This is a genomic window from SAR202 cluster bacterium (assembly GCA_016872355.1).
Classification (GTDB): domain Bacteria; phylum Chloroflexota; class Dehalococcoidia; order Lucifugimonadales; family VGZY01; genus VGZY01.
On the sequence record VGZY01000007.1, the window covers coordinates 19068 to 33702 of the forward strand.

General features: G+C 62.0%; 18 protein-coding genes. 13 read left to right on the forward strand and 5 right to left on the reverse strand.

The annotated features are described in order from the left end of the window. Window positions 1–26 precede the first annotated feature (26 nt). The 5 genes from FJ319_02910 (at window position 27) to FJ319_02930 (ending at window position 3173) form a co-directional block, all read left to right on the forward strand. Window positions 27–482 (forward strand): SUF system NifU family Fe-S cluster assembly protein, encoded by a 456-nt coding sequence (locus FJ319_02910; protein MBM3933244.1) that lies wholly within the window; start codon window positions 27–29, stop codon window positions 480–482. A 22-nt stretch (window positions 483–504) separates the two neighbouring features. After that, window positions 505–954, forward strand: a complete 450-nt coding sequence (locus FJ319_02915) for an Rrf2 family transcriptional regulator (GenBank protein ID MBM3933245.1) — start codon at window positions 505–507, stop codon at window positions 952–954. 147 nt (window positions 955–1101) lie between these two features. Then, window positions 1102–1407 carry a non-heme iron oxygenase ferredoxin subunit gene (locus tag FJ319_02920; protein ID MBM3933246.1) on the forward strand — a complete coding sequence of 102 codons (306 nt, stop codon included), beginning with the start codon at window positions 1102–1104 and terminating at the stop codon, window positions 1405–1407. Between the two features lie 58 nt (window positions 1408–1465). After that, entirely contained in the window at window positions 1466–2752 is a 1287-nt protein-coding gene (locus FJ319_02925; GenBank protein ID MBM3933247.1) for a cysteine desulfurase, read from the forward strand. Next, window positions 2733–3173, forward strand: a complete 441-nt coding sequence (locus FJ319_02930) for an SUF system NifU family Fe-S cluster assembly protein (GenBank protein ID MBM3933248.1) — start codon at window positions 2733–2735, stop codon at window positions 3171–3173. Before FJ319_02925 ends, FJ319_02930 begins: the two co-directional genes overlap by 20 nt. Before the next feature lie 11 nt (window positions 3174–3184). On the opposite strand, the gene FJ319_02935 is transcribed toward FJ319_02930, so the two are convergent. Further along, entirely contained in the window at window positions 3185–3652 is a 468-nt protein-coding gene (locus FJ319_02935; protein MBM3933249.1) for an isoprenylcysteine carboxylmethyltransferase family protein, read from the reverse strand. A gap of 2 nt (window positions 3653–3654) precedes the next feature. Further along, the gene (locus FJ319_02940; protein ID MBM3933250.1) at window positions 3655–4644 is read right to left on the reverse strand and encodes a flippase-like domain-containing protein; all 990 of its coding nucleotides are present in this window, start codon (window positions 4642–4644) and stop codon (window positions 3655–3657) included. A gap of 196 nt (window positions 4645–4840) precedes the next feature. Between FJ319_02940 and FJ319_02945 the strand changes: the two genes are divergently transcribed. Next, complete coding sequence (locus FJ319_02945; protein MBM3933251.1) at window positions 4841–5635, forward strand: TatD family deoxyribonuclease; 795 nt, start codon at window positions 4841–4843, stop codon at window positions 5633–5635. A gap of 12 nt (window positions 5636–5647) precedes the next feature. Here the strand turns inward: FJ319_02945 and FJ319_02950 are convergent, their stop codons facing one another. After that, on the reverse strand, window positions 5648–6286 hold the full coding sequence (locus tag FJ319_02950) for a YIP1 family protein (protein ID MBM3933252.1): 639 nt from the start codon (window positions 6284–6286) through the stop codon (window positions 5648–5650). Between the two features lie 118 nt (window positions 6287–6404). Here FJ319_02950 and FJ319_02955 point away from each other — a divergent pair, with 118 nt between their 5' ends. The 4 genes from FJ319_02955 (at window position 6405) to FJ319_02970 (ending at window position 10027) form a co-directional block, all read left to right on the forward strand. Next, window positions 6405–7310, forward strand: a complete 906-nt coding sequence (locus FJ319_02955) for a LysR family transcriptional regulator (GenBank protein ID MBM3933253.1) — start codon at window positions 6405–6407, stop codon at window positions 7308–7310. 72 nt (window positions 7311–7382) lie between these two features. Then, window positions 7383–8279 (forward strand): acetamidase, encoded by an 897-nt coding sequence (locus FJ319_02960; protein ID MBM3933254.1) that lies wholly within the window; start codon window positions 7383–7385, stop codon window positions 8277–8279. Between the two features lie 132 nt (window positions 8280–8411). After that, complete coding sequence (locus FJ319_02965) at window positions 8412–9038, forward strand: DUF1802 family protein (protein ID MBM3933255.1); 627 nt, start codon at window positions 8412–8414, stop codon at window positions 9036–9038. Beyond that, entirely contained in the window at window positions 9035–10027 is a 993-nt protein-coding gene (locus tag FJ319_02970) for an aldo/keto reductase (GenBank protein ID MBM3933256.1), read from the forward strand. The genes FJ319_02965 and FJ319_02970 overlap by 4 nt, the downstream gene beginning before the upstream one ends. Here FJ319_02970 and FJ319_02975 read toward each other — a convergent pair. Together FJ319_02975 and FJ319_02980 are read right to left on the reverse strand one after the other, a co-directional pair. Then, on the reverse strand, window positions 9985–10635 hold the full coding sequence (locus FJ319_02975) for an EVE domain-containing protein (protein ID MBM3933257.1): 651 nt from the start codon (window positions 10633–10635) through the stop codon (window positions 9985–9987). The two genes, FJ319_02970 and FJ319_02975, sit on opposite strands and share 43 nt — an antisense overlap. A gap of 98 nt (window positions 10636–10733) precedes the next feature. After that, on the reverse strand, window positions 10734–11855 hold the full coding sequence (locus FJ319_02980) for a hypothetical protein (GenBank protein MBM3933258.1): 1122 nt from the start codon (window positions 11853–11855) through the stop codon (window positions 10734–10736). A gap of 260 nt (window positions 11856–12115) precedes the next feature. Here FJ319_02980 and ispD point away from each other — a divergent pair, with 260 nt between their 5' ends. The 3 genes from ispD to FJ319_02995 are packed head-to-tail and all read left to right on the forward strand — an operon-like array spanning window position 12116 to window position 14618. Next, complete coding sequence (gene ispD, locus FJ319_02985) at window positions 12116–12757, forward strand: 2-C-methyl-D-erythritol 4-phosphate cytidylyltransferase (GenBank protein ID MBM3933259.1); 642 nt, start codon at window positions 12116–12118, stop codon at window positions 12755–12757. A gap of 23 nt (window positions 12758–12780) precedes the next feature. Further along, a complete protein-coding gene (locus FJ319_02990) occupies window positions 12781–13260 on the forward strand; it encodes a 2-C-methyl-D-erythritol 2,4-cyclodiphosphate synthase (protein ID MBM3933260.1) in 480 nt (159 codons plus the stop codon). After that, the gene (locus tag FJ319_02995; GenBank protein ID MBM3933261.1) at window positions 13257–14618 is read left to right on the forward strand and encodes a cysteine--tRNA ligase; all 1362 of its coding nucleotides are present in this window, start codon (window positions 13257–13259) and stop codon (window positions 14616–14618) included. The genes FJ319_02990 and FJ319_02995 overlap by 4 nt, the downstream gene beginning before the upstream one ends. Window positions 14619–14635 lie beyond the last annotated feature (17 nt).

Consider the following 14635-nt stretch of genomic DNA (forward strand, 5'->3'; position numbering starts at 1 on the left):
CGGCCAGACAAAAGCAGGTGAGATAGATGTCATCCGACCTTCAAGAGCTATACCAGGAGATTGTGATGGAGCATAACCGCAAGCCACGCAATTTCCGCAAGATGAACAACCCCACGTGCTCCGCCAACGGACACAACCCTTTTTGCGGTGACAACATCACCCTGTTCATCAACCTCAAGGACGACAAAATCGAGGACATCGCGTTCCAGGGGTCCGGCTGCGCCATCTCCCGCGCTTCGGCATCGCTCATGACCGAGGCGGTGAAAGGGTATTCGACGAACGAGGCGGAAGGCCTTTTTGAGACCTTCCGAACGATGGTCACAGAGGGCCCTTCCGAGGGCAGCAAGGACGAAGAGGCGCTCGGCGACCTGGCGGTACTGGCCGGGGTACATGAGTTCCCGACGCGCGTAAAGTGCGCGACGCTGGCCTGGCACGCGCTGCACGGGGCGCTTAACGGCAAGAAAAAGGTCTCATCGGAGTAGGCGAATCCCAGGAGATGGGCGTATGCACATCCCAATGCAAGTAGACTACGGCGTCAGGGCGCTGATTGACCTCGCCGAGCACGAGAGCGAGGGTCCGGTGCGCGCCTCCGATATTGCCCAGCGGCAGGGAATACCCGAGCCGTACCTGGCGCGCGTGCTCCACATGCTCCAGCGCCAGGGCATCACCGCCAGCCAGCGCGGCCCGCTCGGTGGCCACGCCCTCGCGCGCCCGCCTTCGCAAATCACCATGGGCGAGGTCATGGTGAACCTGGGCGGCACCATCAACCTTGTGAGCTGCCTGGACGATGCCGGCCGATGCACGCAGTCGCCACAATGCGGACAGCGGAGCGTCTGGCGGGACGTTGAGCAGGCGATCCAGAACGTGCTGAACAACACGACTATCGCGGACCTTGTGGAGCGCATGAAGCAGCCCGCCGAGGCCGTGCACAACGAGGCGGTGACGACGGCGTAGCGCTCCTTGGGCTGCCTGGACCGTTCCACAGAGCCGTTGGAGGAACAGGGCATAGGCCATCACCCTCTCTGTCGGCCGGAGCGCCGACATCTCCCCCATCGAGGGGGAGACAAAAGGGAGGGAAGAGATCGGAGGGGGTAAGATTCTTTGGCTTATACAAAGATCGGTAAGGTATGGGAAGTGCCGCGAGGCGCGGTCCGCCCTTACTTCGTTGCCGACAAAGAGGTTATCGTTTGCCACACGTCCCAGGGCCTGTACGCCGTCGACAACATCTGCTCCCACGAAGAGGGCTCCCTTTACATGGGCGAGTTACGGGGCTGCGAGATCGAGTGTCCCCTTCACGGGGCTAAATTCGATGTCCGCAACGGCAAGGTGATGTCCGGTCCGGCCCTGAGGCCCATCTCGGCATTTCCGGTGCGGGTCACCGGCGAAGACATTGAGATAGACATTTAGGCGCTGCGCCTGAGCGTCCGCTCTGGCGGACGTCCCAACGGAACGAAAGAGTGAACGAATGAGCAGTACCAAACCGCACAAGGCTGTTGCGGCCGTCCATGGGCCGGACATCAACAAGATCCGCGCGGACTTCCCTATCCTTTCGCGCAAGGTCTACGGCAAGCCGCTCGTCTACCTGGACAATGCCGCCACCTCGCAGAAGCCGGCGAGCGTGATCAAGGCGCTCTCGGAGTACTACGAGGGCTATAATGCGAACGTCCACCGTGGCGTGCACGCGCTCAGCATGGAGGCAACCGACAGGTACGAAGAGGCTCGCCGCAAGGTTGCGAAGTTCATCGGCGCCAGGCACGAGGAGAGCATAATCTGGACGCGCGGCGCCACCGAGGCGATCAACCTTGTCGCGTATACGTGGGCGCAGCAGAACATCAAGCCCGGCGACGAAATAGTCCTGACTCCCATGGAGCACCACAGCAACCTGGTGCCCTGGCAGAAGGTGGCGGCGGACAAGGGGGCGAAGATAAAGTTCTTCGGCATGACCGGGGAGCAGACGCTGGACCTCTCGAACGTCGACGAGGTCATCACCCCGAGAACGAAGCTCGTGGCGATCGTCCACGGCTCAAATTCTCTGGGCACCATTAACCCCGTGAAAGAGCTGACCGCGAAAGCCCACGCAGTTGGGGCGACCGTTCTCGTCGACGGCGCCCAGAGCGTCCCGCACATGCCCATTGACGTCGAGGACATCGGCTGCGACTTCCTCGCCTTCTCCGGCCACAAGATGGCCGGACCGACCGGAATCGGCGCTCTGTACGCGCGGCCGGAGCTGCTGCAGAAGATGGAGCCGTTCATGCGCGGCGGCGACATGGTTCTGGAAGTGAGCTATGAGTCCGCAAGCTGGAACGCCGTGCCCGCGAAATTCGAGGCCGGCACTCCGAATATCGCCGATGCCATTGGCCTCGCCGCCGCGGTGGACTACCTCTCCGCCATCGGCATGGAGAACATCCGGCGACACGAGATGGAGCTCACGGCGTACGCGCTGAAGCGGTTCGACGAAATCGCCGACGATGTGAAGGTCTTCGGCCCCCGCGACGTGCGCATCCGCGGCGGGGTGGTCCCGTTCCATTCGCCGGACGTGCACCCGCACGATCTCGGCACCTTCCTTGACCGCGAGGGCATAGCCATACGGACGGGCCACCACTGCACGATGCCGCTGATCCGCAAGCTGGAGGTGCCGGCAACCGCGCGCGCATCCTTCTACCTGTACAACACGCAGGAGGAGGTCGATATCCTGGTCGAAGCCCTGAAACGAGCCCTGAGGTACTTCGTACATGGTGTCAACCGGGCTTAGCGGCCTCTACCGGGACGCGATCCTCAACCACTGTCGCCGGCCCCGCAACCAGGCGCCGATAGAGTCACCTAATGCGAAAGGCCACGCCCTCAACCCCCTGTGCGGCGACGAGGTAACCTTCGCACTGGTTATGTCCGGGGGCAGGGTCTCGGGAGTCTCCGCAAAAGCAGTGGGCTGTGCGATCAACCAGGCGACTGCCTCAATGCTCTCGGAGGCGGTGAAGGGCAAAGGCGAGAGGGAAGTTAGGATGCTCATATCGCTATTCAAGGGTATGATGCAGGGCGACGGCCCCTCTCCCGCCGACCTGTCGTCGATGGGTGACCTGACGGAGCTTATCGGTGTGCGCGAACACCCTGCCCGCATCAAGTGCGCATTGCTTGCATTCGCCGCCCTGGAGAACGGCGTCTCGCCCCGGGGATAACTTCCATCAGCCTACAACCACCGTCTCACGTTGCGCTTGTAGTCCACATACACCTCTCCGAATTTTCGCTCCAGGTACGCCTCTTCCCGCTCGATCACCCCTTTGACCATCACGAGCCACACCGCCGGCAGAAGGAGCAGCGGCCACAGCGCGTTGAAAGCGACGGCGACTCCCACGTATCCTAGGGAGAGGCCAATATAGATGGGGTTCCGCGAAAAGGCGAATGGCCCGGTGGCGATAATCCTGGTCGTGGTCCCGTGAGGCTCGACGGTTGTTCCGGCGCGCACCATGAGCGCCGCCGCCCACAGCCCCAAGAATACTCCAGGGGCTATCAACGAAACGCCCGCGGCAACACGTGCCGGGCCCTCGGGGAGAAATCGGACGGGGTAAAGGGCGTGGAGGATGAAGCCCAGGAGCAGGCCGGCTCCATATATCACCGGAGGAGGAGCGAATACCCCGGCGCTGTCCTTTCGCGCCAACGTCAGTTGCCCTGGCCGGGATTGGCTGTGCCGCTTGCCACGACCACCAGCTTCTGCTTGCGCCTGAGCGATACGCCCTCGCGAGGAAGGAAGATTACGGCAATCACCGTCGGCGGCACGAAGAATACCGCGTGAACGACAAGAGCGAACCCGAAGGCGTCCGCCTTTCCTACGCCCAGGAGACCCAACAGGTACACCACGGCGGCCTCAAACGCCCCTATGCCGCTTGGCGCGGCCGGTATGGCAGTGATGAAGAAGATAGTCGCCATGGTCACAAAGGTGACCTTGATCGGCGAAACGTCCAGGTTGAACGCCACCGCCACGATCCAGGCGGAGACGCCCACCAGAAGCCAGTAGACGATGGATACCAGGAACGAGCTGAGGAGCCTTAACCGCTGACCGCCGTAGGTCTTCACCGACTGGGCCATGGCCGCAAGGAACGCGATGCGGCGGATGAAGGCAATCGACTCGCCTCCCCAGGCGAATAGCCTGAACAGCGCCACAGCAAGGACGATTATCCCGATTGCGACCCAGATGAGAAAGCGAAACTGCTCCATCTCGTGGACGAAGGAGACCGCAACGGCAAGCACCAGGACGCTGGCGGCGGAGTCCACGAGTCGCTCCATGCCGATCGCCACAAGCGCAGTCGAACCCCGCAACCCGTCTTTCAGGGTAAGAACGGCGAGCTGTGTGACCTCGCTCACGACCCTCACAGGCATTATGTTGCTGAGCCCAAGCCCTTCATGCTGTACTATAAACAGCCGGGCGACGGACAGCTTTTCGTTGACGAAGAGTATCCGCCAGCGAACGGCCCTGACCCAGCCCGCCAGCATGAAGATAGCGACGGCAAGCAGAATGTGGATGACGGAGACGCTCGCCAGGTTCTCCCAGACGAGGCCCCATTCCAGCCCCCTGACTGACAGCCAACCCAGCACCAGGCTTGCCACTATGCCAATGACCAGCCTGGCCGGTCCCAGTATTCGGTCTTTCATTTCAAGTTAAGAGCCGGTCCGCGAATATGAATAACAGTGCCTCCCGGTGTCGTCGGAGGTAGTATAAGTGAGCCTAACCTACAAAGCCAGACTAGTCCATACCATAGCGTGCACACGGGCAACAGCCCGCATGCGGCAACAGTCCACTCACCCAGTATTTCAACAAATTATGTGCAAGGCAACATCGTAGAGGGCTATGCTGATAGACTGCCACACACACCTTGACCAGTACGGCGATGAAGACGTCCGGTTGATTATGGAACGGTCCCGAGCGACCGGCGTTGCTTTCGTGATCACCGCGGGAACGACGGTCGCGGCATCTGATCGGTGCGTGGCGCTGACTGCCACGCATCACGACATGTTCGCCGGTGTGGGCATTCACCCCATGGACCTGACCGGCCCGGTGGACGAAACAACGTACGGCGCGTTGAAGTCCCAGGCGATATCCACCGACAAGGTCATCGTCATGAGCGAGATTGGGCTGGACTTCATGGAAGGCTGCCCTCCCCGCGAAGTACAGTACCAGGCCTTCAGGGAACAGATCAGGCTGGCGCTTGAGCTGCGACTGCCGATTGTCTACCACAGCCGCGAGGCGCACGCGGAGTCGATTCGCGTGCTTAGGGAGGAGCAGGCGCACAAGGTTGGCGGGGCGGTCCACTATTTCCAGGCCGACTGGGATACGGCCCGCCATGCCATCGATCTCGGATTCTACATCTCCCTGGCGCGTCCGCTGCTGAGGCTACCCCACTTGCAGGAGGTAGCCGCAAGGACCCCACTCGAATGGATAGTCCTGGAAACGGACGCGTTTCCTCAGCCGTTCAAGCCGAAGAGAGAGAACTGGACCGAGCCCCGCCACCTGGTCGAGATCGCGGCGAAGCTGGCGGAAATCAAGAACATGGACCCCGCGCAAGTCATAGAGGCCACCGGGCGAAACGCCCTCCGCATGCTGGAAGAGCGACGGAGCGCAATTGCACGTTATGTGCAGATTTGACTGACCCTCTCCTCAAGGCGCCACGGACACAAAAGTGTCTATGACGACGTACGGGACGATTACGACGCCCACAAACCAGCCCACAAGCGTTCCGAGGGCCGCGCCGATCCAGTCGCTCTTCTGGACTTCGTGCATTGCAATTGCACCGGCGAAGAGTATCCACAACTGCGCGGCCAAGCCGATGAAATTCCCAACACCCGGAATGGAGCTAAACATAAACAGCACGCCGGGCAGATAGCAAATCCCCAGGACGCGCAGCACGTCCCTGAACGAGCCGCCGCCGTGCATGAAGATTTTCCCCATCAGTACTGCGATGCCCGCCCAAATAATCCACCCTACTAGCATCGTCAACACAGCCAGCCACAGGCCCAGCGCGCGCCCTCCGAGATCATCCAGAAGCGGCGGTACGTCTCTGCCGGCGTACCAGATGTTCAGATATCCGAATATGGTGGCGAACCCTGCCAGTATCACGATTCCGAGCGAATTCAGAACCAAATCCGGCCTCGCCGCCACTTCTGCGTAGACGGTGCGGTCAAATTTCGCCGCGCGAATTCCCCGAGCGAACATTCCCTTCATTGAGAGTCCTTTCAACGCGGTTCCGCCCGATTGTAACCCACGCCGCGAAGGCCGGTCTAGCAGCCTAAAGTCCATGTTCGTACAAGTAAGTTATAATGGGACTAATGGCCTATAGTGAGCGAAATATATAAATTACCAAGCGTGGAATCGTCGTATATAATTGTGCCGATTCGGCAGCTTTTCCTGACAGTGAATGGACATTACCAACTTCCACCAGCTCTACATTTTCCACACCGTGGCAAGCATGGGCAGCTTCTCCGGGGCCGCCCGGTCGCTCTCCCTGAGCCAGCCTGCCGTGTCCATACAGGTGCGCGAGCTGGAAAAGTCTCTCGGCTCTCCACTCTTCTACCGCACCCGTCGCGGACCTATGCTCACTGACATTGGCCGCGCCGTCCATGAGTACACCCAGCGGATATTCGCGCTCGCCGATGAGATGCACCAGAAGGTCCACGACATCCAGGGGCTCGCGGGAGGGCGCCTGACAATCGGATCAAGCTCCACCGCGGGTGAGCAGATCCTGCCATGGGTCATCGGCAAGTTCCAGAAGATCTACCCGGACGTGGACGTTTCCGTTTCCATCTCCAACACTGAAGACGTTCTCACTAAAATCAGGAACCGGGAGATGGACCTGGGCATGGCCGGCGCCAGCGTAGATATTGAAGGGCTGGCCTCCTTCCCGTACGTTGAAGACGAGATTGTGTTCGTGTCGGCGCCCTCTCATCACCTCGCGGCTATGGAGTCCGTTCCGGTTGCGGCACTGCTGTCCGAGCGGTTCGTGATGCGCGAGGTCGGCTCTGCAACCCGCAGGATTGCCGCCCAGTGCCTTGCGGAAATGCAGCTCCCTGTAAAGATATCGGTTGAGCTGGGCGGCAACGAAGCGGTCAAGCGGGCTGTGCAGGCGGGGCTGGGGCTGGGGATGGTCTCCCGGTTCTCCGCCGCGCCGGACATCCAGGCCGGGCTCCTCACGCGACTCCAGGTTGAGGGCTGGGCGTGCAAGCGCTCTCTCTACGTCTTCTACCGCATGGACAGGCACCTGCCGGCGGCCCAGCAGGCTTTCCTTACCTTCTTGCAGCAGGAACACCCCCTCCCACCCTCTTGAGTCCCCTCCTTGCCGGGCCTTCTCAGGGCAGGTATTCTTGTTTGCGCCCAGCACGCCCCCAAGGAGTCCCAGGTGAAGCACCTCAAGCTCGGCCGCGTCTATTACGAGATAAGCCGCAACAATCCCTCCGCGCTTTCAATATCTCCCGGAGAAACGGTCCGTCTCGAGACCGAAGATACCTTCAACGGCCTCGTCCGGAAGGAAGGCGACCACCGCGACCTCAAGCGCAAGCCCTGGGGCAACCCGCAGTCCGGCCCTATCTTTGTGGAGGGCGCGGAGAAGGGGGATACCCTTTCGGTCGAGATACTCAAGATAGACCCGCTCAGGGGGCAAGCGGCTAACGACATGTCGTGGGGCGCGCGTGGAATGGGCGACTTCCTCGGCCCCGACGTGCCGCGCAACACGCGCATCGCCCCGATCCGCGACGGCAAGGTGTGGTGGAGCCCGAAGGTTGCGATCCCTTACGCGCCAATGATCGGCACCATCGGCACCGCCCCGGAGATGGGCGCGCCCACAACGTTCCCTGCCGGCCCTTACGGCGGCAACATGGATATCAAAGAGGTCACCGTGGGCGCGACGGTCTACCTGCCTGTATACGTTCCCGGCGCGCTCCTGCATGTCGGCGACGGCCACGCTGCGCAAGGGGACGGCGAGGTCTGCGGCACGGCGCTGGAAATGCCCGCGGACATCACGATCAAGGTTGACCTCGTGAAGGGCAAGACCATCCAGCGGCCCCGCATCCGCAATGCGACAGAGATTATGGCCGTGGCCACCGGCACGCCGATGGAGCGATCGGTGGCGCAGGCCTACGCGGACCTCATTCTCTGGATGGAGGAGGAGTTCGGCGTCAATCGCTGGGACGCCTACAGCCTCTGTACGATGGTCGGGGCCGTCTCGGTAGGCTACCACTTCCTCGGCACGGTCGCCGCAAAGATCGAGCTTGAATACGTTCAGGCAGCAGCCAAATAACGCTGCGACCGTTCATTGTTCCTGTAGCCCGCGCGATTCATGGCGCCTGTCTCGCTCGCCAGCCAGGACTCAATTAGACAAAGGCGCGATGAATCGCGCGATTACATTAAGAACCACCTGAGAGGCCCCTAGTTGTCTTTCCTTCCCCCAACCTCCTCCATCGCGCTCAAAGAGTGGGCCGTGGCGGTGAACGCCATGCTCTCCGGCGAGCTGATCGTCATACTCCGCAAGGGAGGCATCCACCGCGACGATAAAGAGTTCCGGATTCTTCACCCGGAGTTCCTGCTCTTTCCGACGTACGAGCACCAGAAGGCAGAGCTTCTCCGGCCGGAGCACCACAACGCCCTGGAGCGGTCGATGGCAGAGGACGACGTGCCCGGCCTGGTTACCATTTCGGCGTGGACCGAGGTGACGGACGTCTACGAGCTCAGGGAGGAGGACGCGCTTCAACGGATTTCCGCCTTCCACATCTGGACCGACGAGTATGCCTCCAAGCGCCTCCACTGGCGACCGAAGCAACCGTTGATGGTGGCCCTTCTGCGAGTCTACAGGCTCCAGCAGCCGCAGGCGCTCCCCGTTCTGGACGAATACAACGGGTGCAAGTCCTGGGTAGACCTCGGCCAGGACGTGCCTCTCGGTTACATGACCCCGGCGCTCACGGACGCTGAATACGAGGGCCGCGCGACGGAAGTCCGCAAGACTCTTGCCGCCCTCCCCGGCGTAACCACCGTCCCGGTCGCCGGGAAGCCGGGCATATGAAGTACCGCGCCCTGGGAAAGACGGGCATAAAGGTGTCTGAAGTAGGATTCGGCCTGTGGACCCTGAGCTCAGTTCAGACACGAACGACTACGATGCAGGAAAGCGTCAACCTGATCAGCGCGGCGCTTGACCTTGGGGTGAACTTCTTCGACACCGCCGATATCTATGCGGAAGGGTACTGCGAGGAGCTTCTTGCCACTGCGCTGCGGCGTCGCAGGCATGTCGCCGTCATCGGCGCGAAGGCCGGGTACGACTTCTATTCATTCAACCCGTTGCTACTGCCGGGCAAGAGACCGCAGAAATTCACGGCAGATCATATCCGGTACGCCTGCGAGAGAAGCCTCAAGCGGCTGGGGACGGACTACATCGACGTCCTCCAGCTTCACTATCCCGGATTGAACGTAATTGGTAAGGACGAGCTTTTCCGCGATCTCGAGAGGCTAACTGTGGAGGGGAAGGTCCGGAGCTGGGGAGTAGCGGCGGGCAATTCGCCTCAGGGCGCGGAGGTGGCGCTGGCCGTCATTGAGGAGCGCCGCGCGCCGTCAGCGCAGATACCGTTCAGCGCCGTTGACCAGCGTGCCGGCAGGCAAGTGTTCCCAAAGGCAGCGGCCGCCGGCGCGGGCGTGATTGTAAGGGCGCCGCTGGCCGGTGGGCTGCTCACTCCCTCAGGCGAGGCTGTGCGCGAGCCGGAAGAGGACTGGATGCAGATAACGCCCGCGTTGCCCCCCCACGCTCGCAAAATTAGCGACGCGCTCACATTCCTTCCCCGCGAGCTCGGCGCCTCGCTGGCCCAGGTCGCGGTCAAGTACGCGCTGGCGATGCCGTCCGTCGCCACGGCGCTGCCGGACATGAGAAGCATGGAGCAAGTAGCGGAATTCACGGAAACATCGGACAAGCCCGAAATCCCCCAGGAGTACCTGGAGCGCATAGAAGAAATCTACGCTACTTACGACTCCAGGGGTCCCCGGGAGCGGCCATTGGGCGAGTAAGACTGGCCTTCGGACTCGTCGTCAGCATCAGGATCCGGCGCGTCTTCATCAGTCTGTTCCAGGTCTGCTTCCAATTCGATCTCTTCCGGCTCCTCTGAGGGCTCCGCCTCTGCCGCTTCGACTGCGACATCTCCACCGGCAGTCCGCCGCTGGGTCCGCTTCTTCACCCGCAGGCGCTTCATCTCGCCTTCGATGAGCCGGTAGTCCTTCTGCGGAAGAAGGTGGAGGGTATCGAAGAATGCGAGCGGCCAGTCTTCCGGCGCCCACCGTTTCACGTACTCCAGCCTCGGCCCGACCACCAGGGCATCGATGTAGTCCTCGGGGTCCATGACCATCATCGGCCGCATTTTCACGCGGAGCGGGAACGTCTCCCCCTGCCCGTCCTTGTTCCAGATCGGGGTCTCGTCCTCGTAGTACTTGGAGGTCACGATGGCGATGGCGGGCCACTTCCGCATACCCGTCACATATATAAGTACCCGGTCCTCGGGCTCCATCCTTCGCGCGCGCTTGCGCTGCTTCGCGGTCATTCCATAAACGGAGAAGCCCAGCGACTTTGTTACGCTAAACTGCTCCGGCGTCTGGACTACCATCCAGTAGTTTTTGGGCATAGGTTTGCATTTTCCAGCCGTCCGATTGTCACCCCGTGTATTCTACCATCCCATCCGGCGCCGCGCCGCCGGACTATCAAAGCAACTAGCCCAGACGGCTAAATCTCGCGAATTACGTTGTACATATGCATAAAGAGCTTCGCGGCTTCTCGTATGAATCCCAGTGGGCCCACGCTCTTTGTCTTGTCCACGTGTAGCTGGACCTGCTTCTGGAAGAATGAGAACTCTGTATGGTACGTTCGATCGTCCTTTGAGAGGGCCGCGGCCATGCGTCGCGATTCCTCCGGCGGCACGAGCTTGTCTCCGCGGTCGTGCATGATAAGGACGCGCGCCGATATCTTGTCGATGTTGGTGCTCGGCGAGACCGCCCGCATGAACTCCCCTATCTGAGGCCCCAGCGTCGCCATCAGCCGCTCGGTATCCTCGAACGGCACGCCCTCCAGCAGCAGGTACGCCGCCCTGCCCTGCTCAGTCGCCATGCCGTTCCCCCCGAGGTCCGCCGCATCGTCGTTGTCCTTGAAGATGCGGGTGAGGAGTTCGCGGTCGCCTTCGTCCGGAACGCCCTCGATAACGTGGTGCCGGAACACGCCGAAGGTGAGCTTGTCCGTCTCCCACGGCGTCACTTCGTTGCCGTCGAACCGGCAGCGGCACGCGATAGCCCTTGCCAGGTCGTACATGTCGTAATAGCCCGCGAACAGGTTTACGAACTTCACGTGATGCCGGATTCGGTCATCCTCCGCGGCAACCATTGTCATTGACGCGCCGACGCATATGCCGCCCATGCCCACCCTGTCCGGGTCCACCTCATCCAGCGAGCGCAGGTACTGGAAGCCGAGGACCAGGTTATCGATATCTTCAACGACTATGTAGTTCTCCTCCTGTGTCTTCAGCCACGGCATCATGACCACCATTCCGGACCTGGCGAGCCCCTCGGCCAGCGCCACGACGCGCGGGTCGAAGCGCCCTCCCGGCACAACGCCCTGGAAAAAGAGCACCGCGCTGTGGCGGCCGCCACCCGGAGGAAGATAGAGGTCGGCGACCGCCTGTCCGCCGTTCGACAATGGGTAATAGACCTCCCTGTATGCCGGGTCCCCCGTGAACCACACCTGGGGCTTGATCGGAATGGACGGCAGCACCTGCGGCACAAAGAGCGCGGTCTTGAACGCGGCCCTGCCCTGCGGGGTCACGAACAGCAGAGTGGCGATCAGAAACGCAAACACTGCTAGCGAGACTCCGGCGCGCAGCGCAATACGCCGCGCGCGGGGACTTTCCATCGTTCGGCGGAGTCTATCAAGTATGTTCGAGTACAAGGTCAAGCGGCGCCCTCAGTCAGGAGGTAAGACGCTCCGCGGCGTCTTTCCTGTATTATACTTACACAGTCTTCCCAAACCCGGAAAAGGATGGTCCGCGCCCATTGACGAGCACTGGCCGGAGACCTAGTGTCGGCGCCATTATCGTCGCGGCGGGCAGCAGCCTGCGAATGAACGGCGTGGACAAGATAATGCTTGACCTGTCAGGCAGGCCGCTCCTGTCCTACGCCGTCCGGGCCTTCGAGGAGTCACCTAAAATTGACCGCATCGTCCTGGTCCTCTCGGAGCAGAACCAGACGGCCGGTAAGGGCCTTGTGGCCTCTGAAGGGTGGCGAAAGGTGGTGGGAGTCTGCACCGGCGGAGCCCGCAGGCAGGACTCGGTCCGAAACGGCATCGCGATGCTCGGCGACGTGGAGTGGACCATCGTGCACGATGGGGCAAGGCCATTCATTGACGGTCCAATGATCGCCCGCGGGCTGGCCGAGGCCGCCCGCACAGGCGCCTCAGTGGCCGGCGTCCCGGTGAAGGACACGATCAAGCGCGTGAGTGCGGAGCGGGTGGTCACGGAGACCGTGCCGCGGGATGGGCTCTGGTCCATTCAGACGCCGCAGGTCTTTCGAACAGCCATCCTGCGGGACGCCCACGCGCGGGTGCCCGAGGATGTCACGGACGATGCTTCGATGGTCGAGCGGGCCGGCGGGGCCGTAACGATATTCGATGGCTCCCCGGACAACATCAAGGTCACGACGCCGGAAGACATCGCCATCGCCGGGGCGATCCTGAAGGCGCGGAGTGAGCGCGCCCCGGCGTAAGGGCCGGGCCCGGAGGACGGAAGATGAACACACGCTCGGGCATAGGCTTCGATGTTCACCCGCTGGTCACGGGCCGCAGACTGGTGCTCGGCGGCGTCCATATCCCCTTCGAGAAGGGGCTGAAAGGTCATAGCGACGGAGATGCCCTCACGCATGCCATCATCGACGCCCTGCTGGGCGGCGCCGGCATGGGCGATATCGGCACGCACTTCCCTTCTTCCGACAAGTCCCTGAAGGATATCGACAGCCAGAAGCTGCTCGTGAACACGATGCGCCTGCTGGATATGCACGGCTGGCGAGCCACTTATGTTGATGCTACAATTATCGCCGAGCGCCCGGTGCTGAGGCCGCACTGCGACAGCATTAAAGCGGCGCTCGCGGTCTCCCTTGGTATTGATCCACGCAACGTCAATATCAAGGCCAAAACTACAGATGGGCTCGGGTTCACCGGCAGGGGCGAGGGCATCGCCGCCATGGCCATCGCAACCCTCCAACTACCATGAAGCTCTACAGCACCCTCACCGGCGCCATTCAGCCCCTTTCGCCACACGGCGACGCCGTCACGATGTACGTCTGCGGCATCACCCCATACTCGCCGTCTCACGTAGGCCACGGTATGCGCTCCGTCATTTTCGACGTCCTTCGCCGCTACCTCGTCTACAGGGGCTACAAGGTCCGGCACGTTGAGAACTTCACGGACATCGACGACAAGCTGATCAACAGCGCCGCGAAGCTGGGGTGCACATACCTGGAGCTTGCTGAAAAGCATATCCAGGACTATCTGAAGAACATCGACGCGCTGAACGTGCAGCGCGCCCACGTATACCCTCGCGCCACCCAAGAAATCCCAAAGATTATTGAGATTATTGACGGGCTTATCAAGAAGGGTTACGCCTACCGGTCCGAGGGAGATGTCTACTTCCGCGTGCGCCGGGACGATGACTACGGCAAGCTGAGCCACCGCTCGCTGGACGATATGAAGGCCGGAGCGCGGGTGGAAGTCGGCGAGCGCAAAGAGGACCCGATGGACTTCGCCCTCTGGAAGGGACAGAAGCCCGGCGAGCCTGCCTGGGGCAGCCCGTGGGGTCCGGGAAGGCCCGGCTGGCACATCGAGTGCAGCGCGATGTCGCTAAAGTACCTGGGCGAGACGATGGACATCCACGGCGGCGGCCAGGACCTGATCTTCCCTCACCACGAGAACGAGATAGCCCAGACCGAGTCCTTCACGGGCGTTGTGCCGATGGCGCGCTTCTGGGTCCACAACGGCTTGCTTCAGCTCGGAAACGACAAGATGAGCAAGTCGCTCGGCAACTTCATCACGCTAAGCGACCTGGTAAAGCTCGGCAGCCCGGACGCCATCCGCGTCTTCTTCTTGCAGTCGCACTACCGCAGCCCGCTCAGCTTCAGCGCGGATGGCATAGCGGCCCAGGAGCGCGCTCTCGAAAGGCTTCGCGCCGCGCTGGCGCCTGGAACAGGCACTGGCGACACTCTTGACCCGGCCCAGTACAGGGAGCGCTTCGACACGGCGATGGACGACGACCTGAATACGCCGCGCGCCGTCGCAGTGCTGTTCGACATTTCCCGCGACATCAACCGCGCCCGTACCGAGGGCCGCAACGTCGCCCCCGCACAGGCCGCCCTGCGCGAGATCGCCGGCGTCCTCGGCCTCACCCTGCAGGAGCGCAAGTCCTCCGCAGCCGACACCGACGTTGCGCCACTGATGGAGCTGCTCATAGAGACCCGCGCCGGCCTTCGCAAGGCCAAGCAGTACCAGCTGGCCGACCAGGTCCGCAACCGCCTCGCCGAGCTCGGCTACACCCTCGAAGATACCCCCTCCGGGACCGAGTGGAAGAAGGCCTAACACGGTTGAATCGAGGC

What these genes read in the sequence shown, in the direction of transcription:
- FJ319_02910 (MBM3933244.1), top strand. Translation starts at nt 27, where the DNA reads ATGTCATCCGACCTTCAAGAGCTATACCAGGAGATTGTGATGGAGCAT.
- FJ319_02915 (MBM3933245.1), top strand. Translation starts at nt 505, where the DNA reads ATGCACATCCCAATGCAAGTAGACTACGGCGTCAGGGCGCTGATTGAC.
- FJ319_02925 (MBM3933247.1), top strand. Translation starts at nt 1,466, where the DNA reads ATGAGCAGTACCAAACCGCACAAGGCTGTTGCGGCCGTCCATGGGCCG.
- FJ319_02930 (MBM3933248.1), top strand. Translation starts at nt 2,733, where the DNA reads ATGGTGTCAACCGGGCTTAGCGGCCTCTACCGGGACGCGATCCTCAAC.
- FJ319_02940 (MBM3933250.1), bottom strand. Translation starts at nt 4,644, where the DNA reads ATGAAAGACCGAATACTGGGACCGGCCAGGCTGGTCATTGGCATAGTG.
- FJ319_02945 (MBM3933251.1), top strand. Translation starts at nt 4,841, where the DNA reads ATGCTGATAGACTGCCACACACACCTTGACCAGTACGGCGATGAAGAC.
- FJ319_02950 (MBM3933252.1), bottom strand. Translation starts at nt 6,286, where the DNA reads ATGGACTTTAGGCTGCTAGACCGGCCTTCGCGGCGTGGGTTACAATCG.
- FJ319_02955 (MBM3933253.1), top strand. Translation starts at nt 6,405, where the DNA reads ATGGACATTACCAACTTCCACCAGCTCTACATTTTCCACACCGTGGCA.
- FJ319_02970 (MBM3933256.1), top strand. Translation starts at nt 9,035, where the DNA reads ATGAAGTACCGCGCCCTGGGAAAGACGGGCATAAAGGTGTCTGAAGTA.
- FJ319_02975 (MBM3933257.1), bottom strand. Translation starts at nt 10,635, where the DNA reads ATGCCCAAAAACTACTGGATGGTAGTCCAGACGCCGGAGCAGTTTAGC.
- ispD (MBM3933259.1), top strand. Translation starts at nt 12,116, where the DNA reads ATGAACGGCGTGGACAAGATAATGCTTGACCTGTCAGGCAGGCCGCTC.
- FJ319_02990 (MBM3933260.1), top strand. Translation starts at nt 12,781, where the DNA reads ATGAACACACGCTCGGGCATAGGCTTCGATGTTCACCCGCTGGTCACG.
- FJ319_02995 (MBM3933261.1), top strand. Translation starts at nt 13,257, where the DNA reads ATGAAGCTCTACAGCACCCTCACCGGCGCCATTCAGCCCCTTTCGCCA.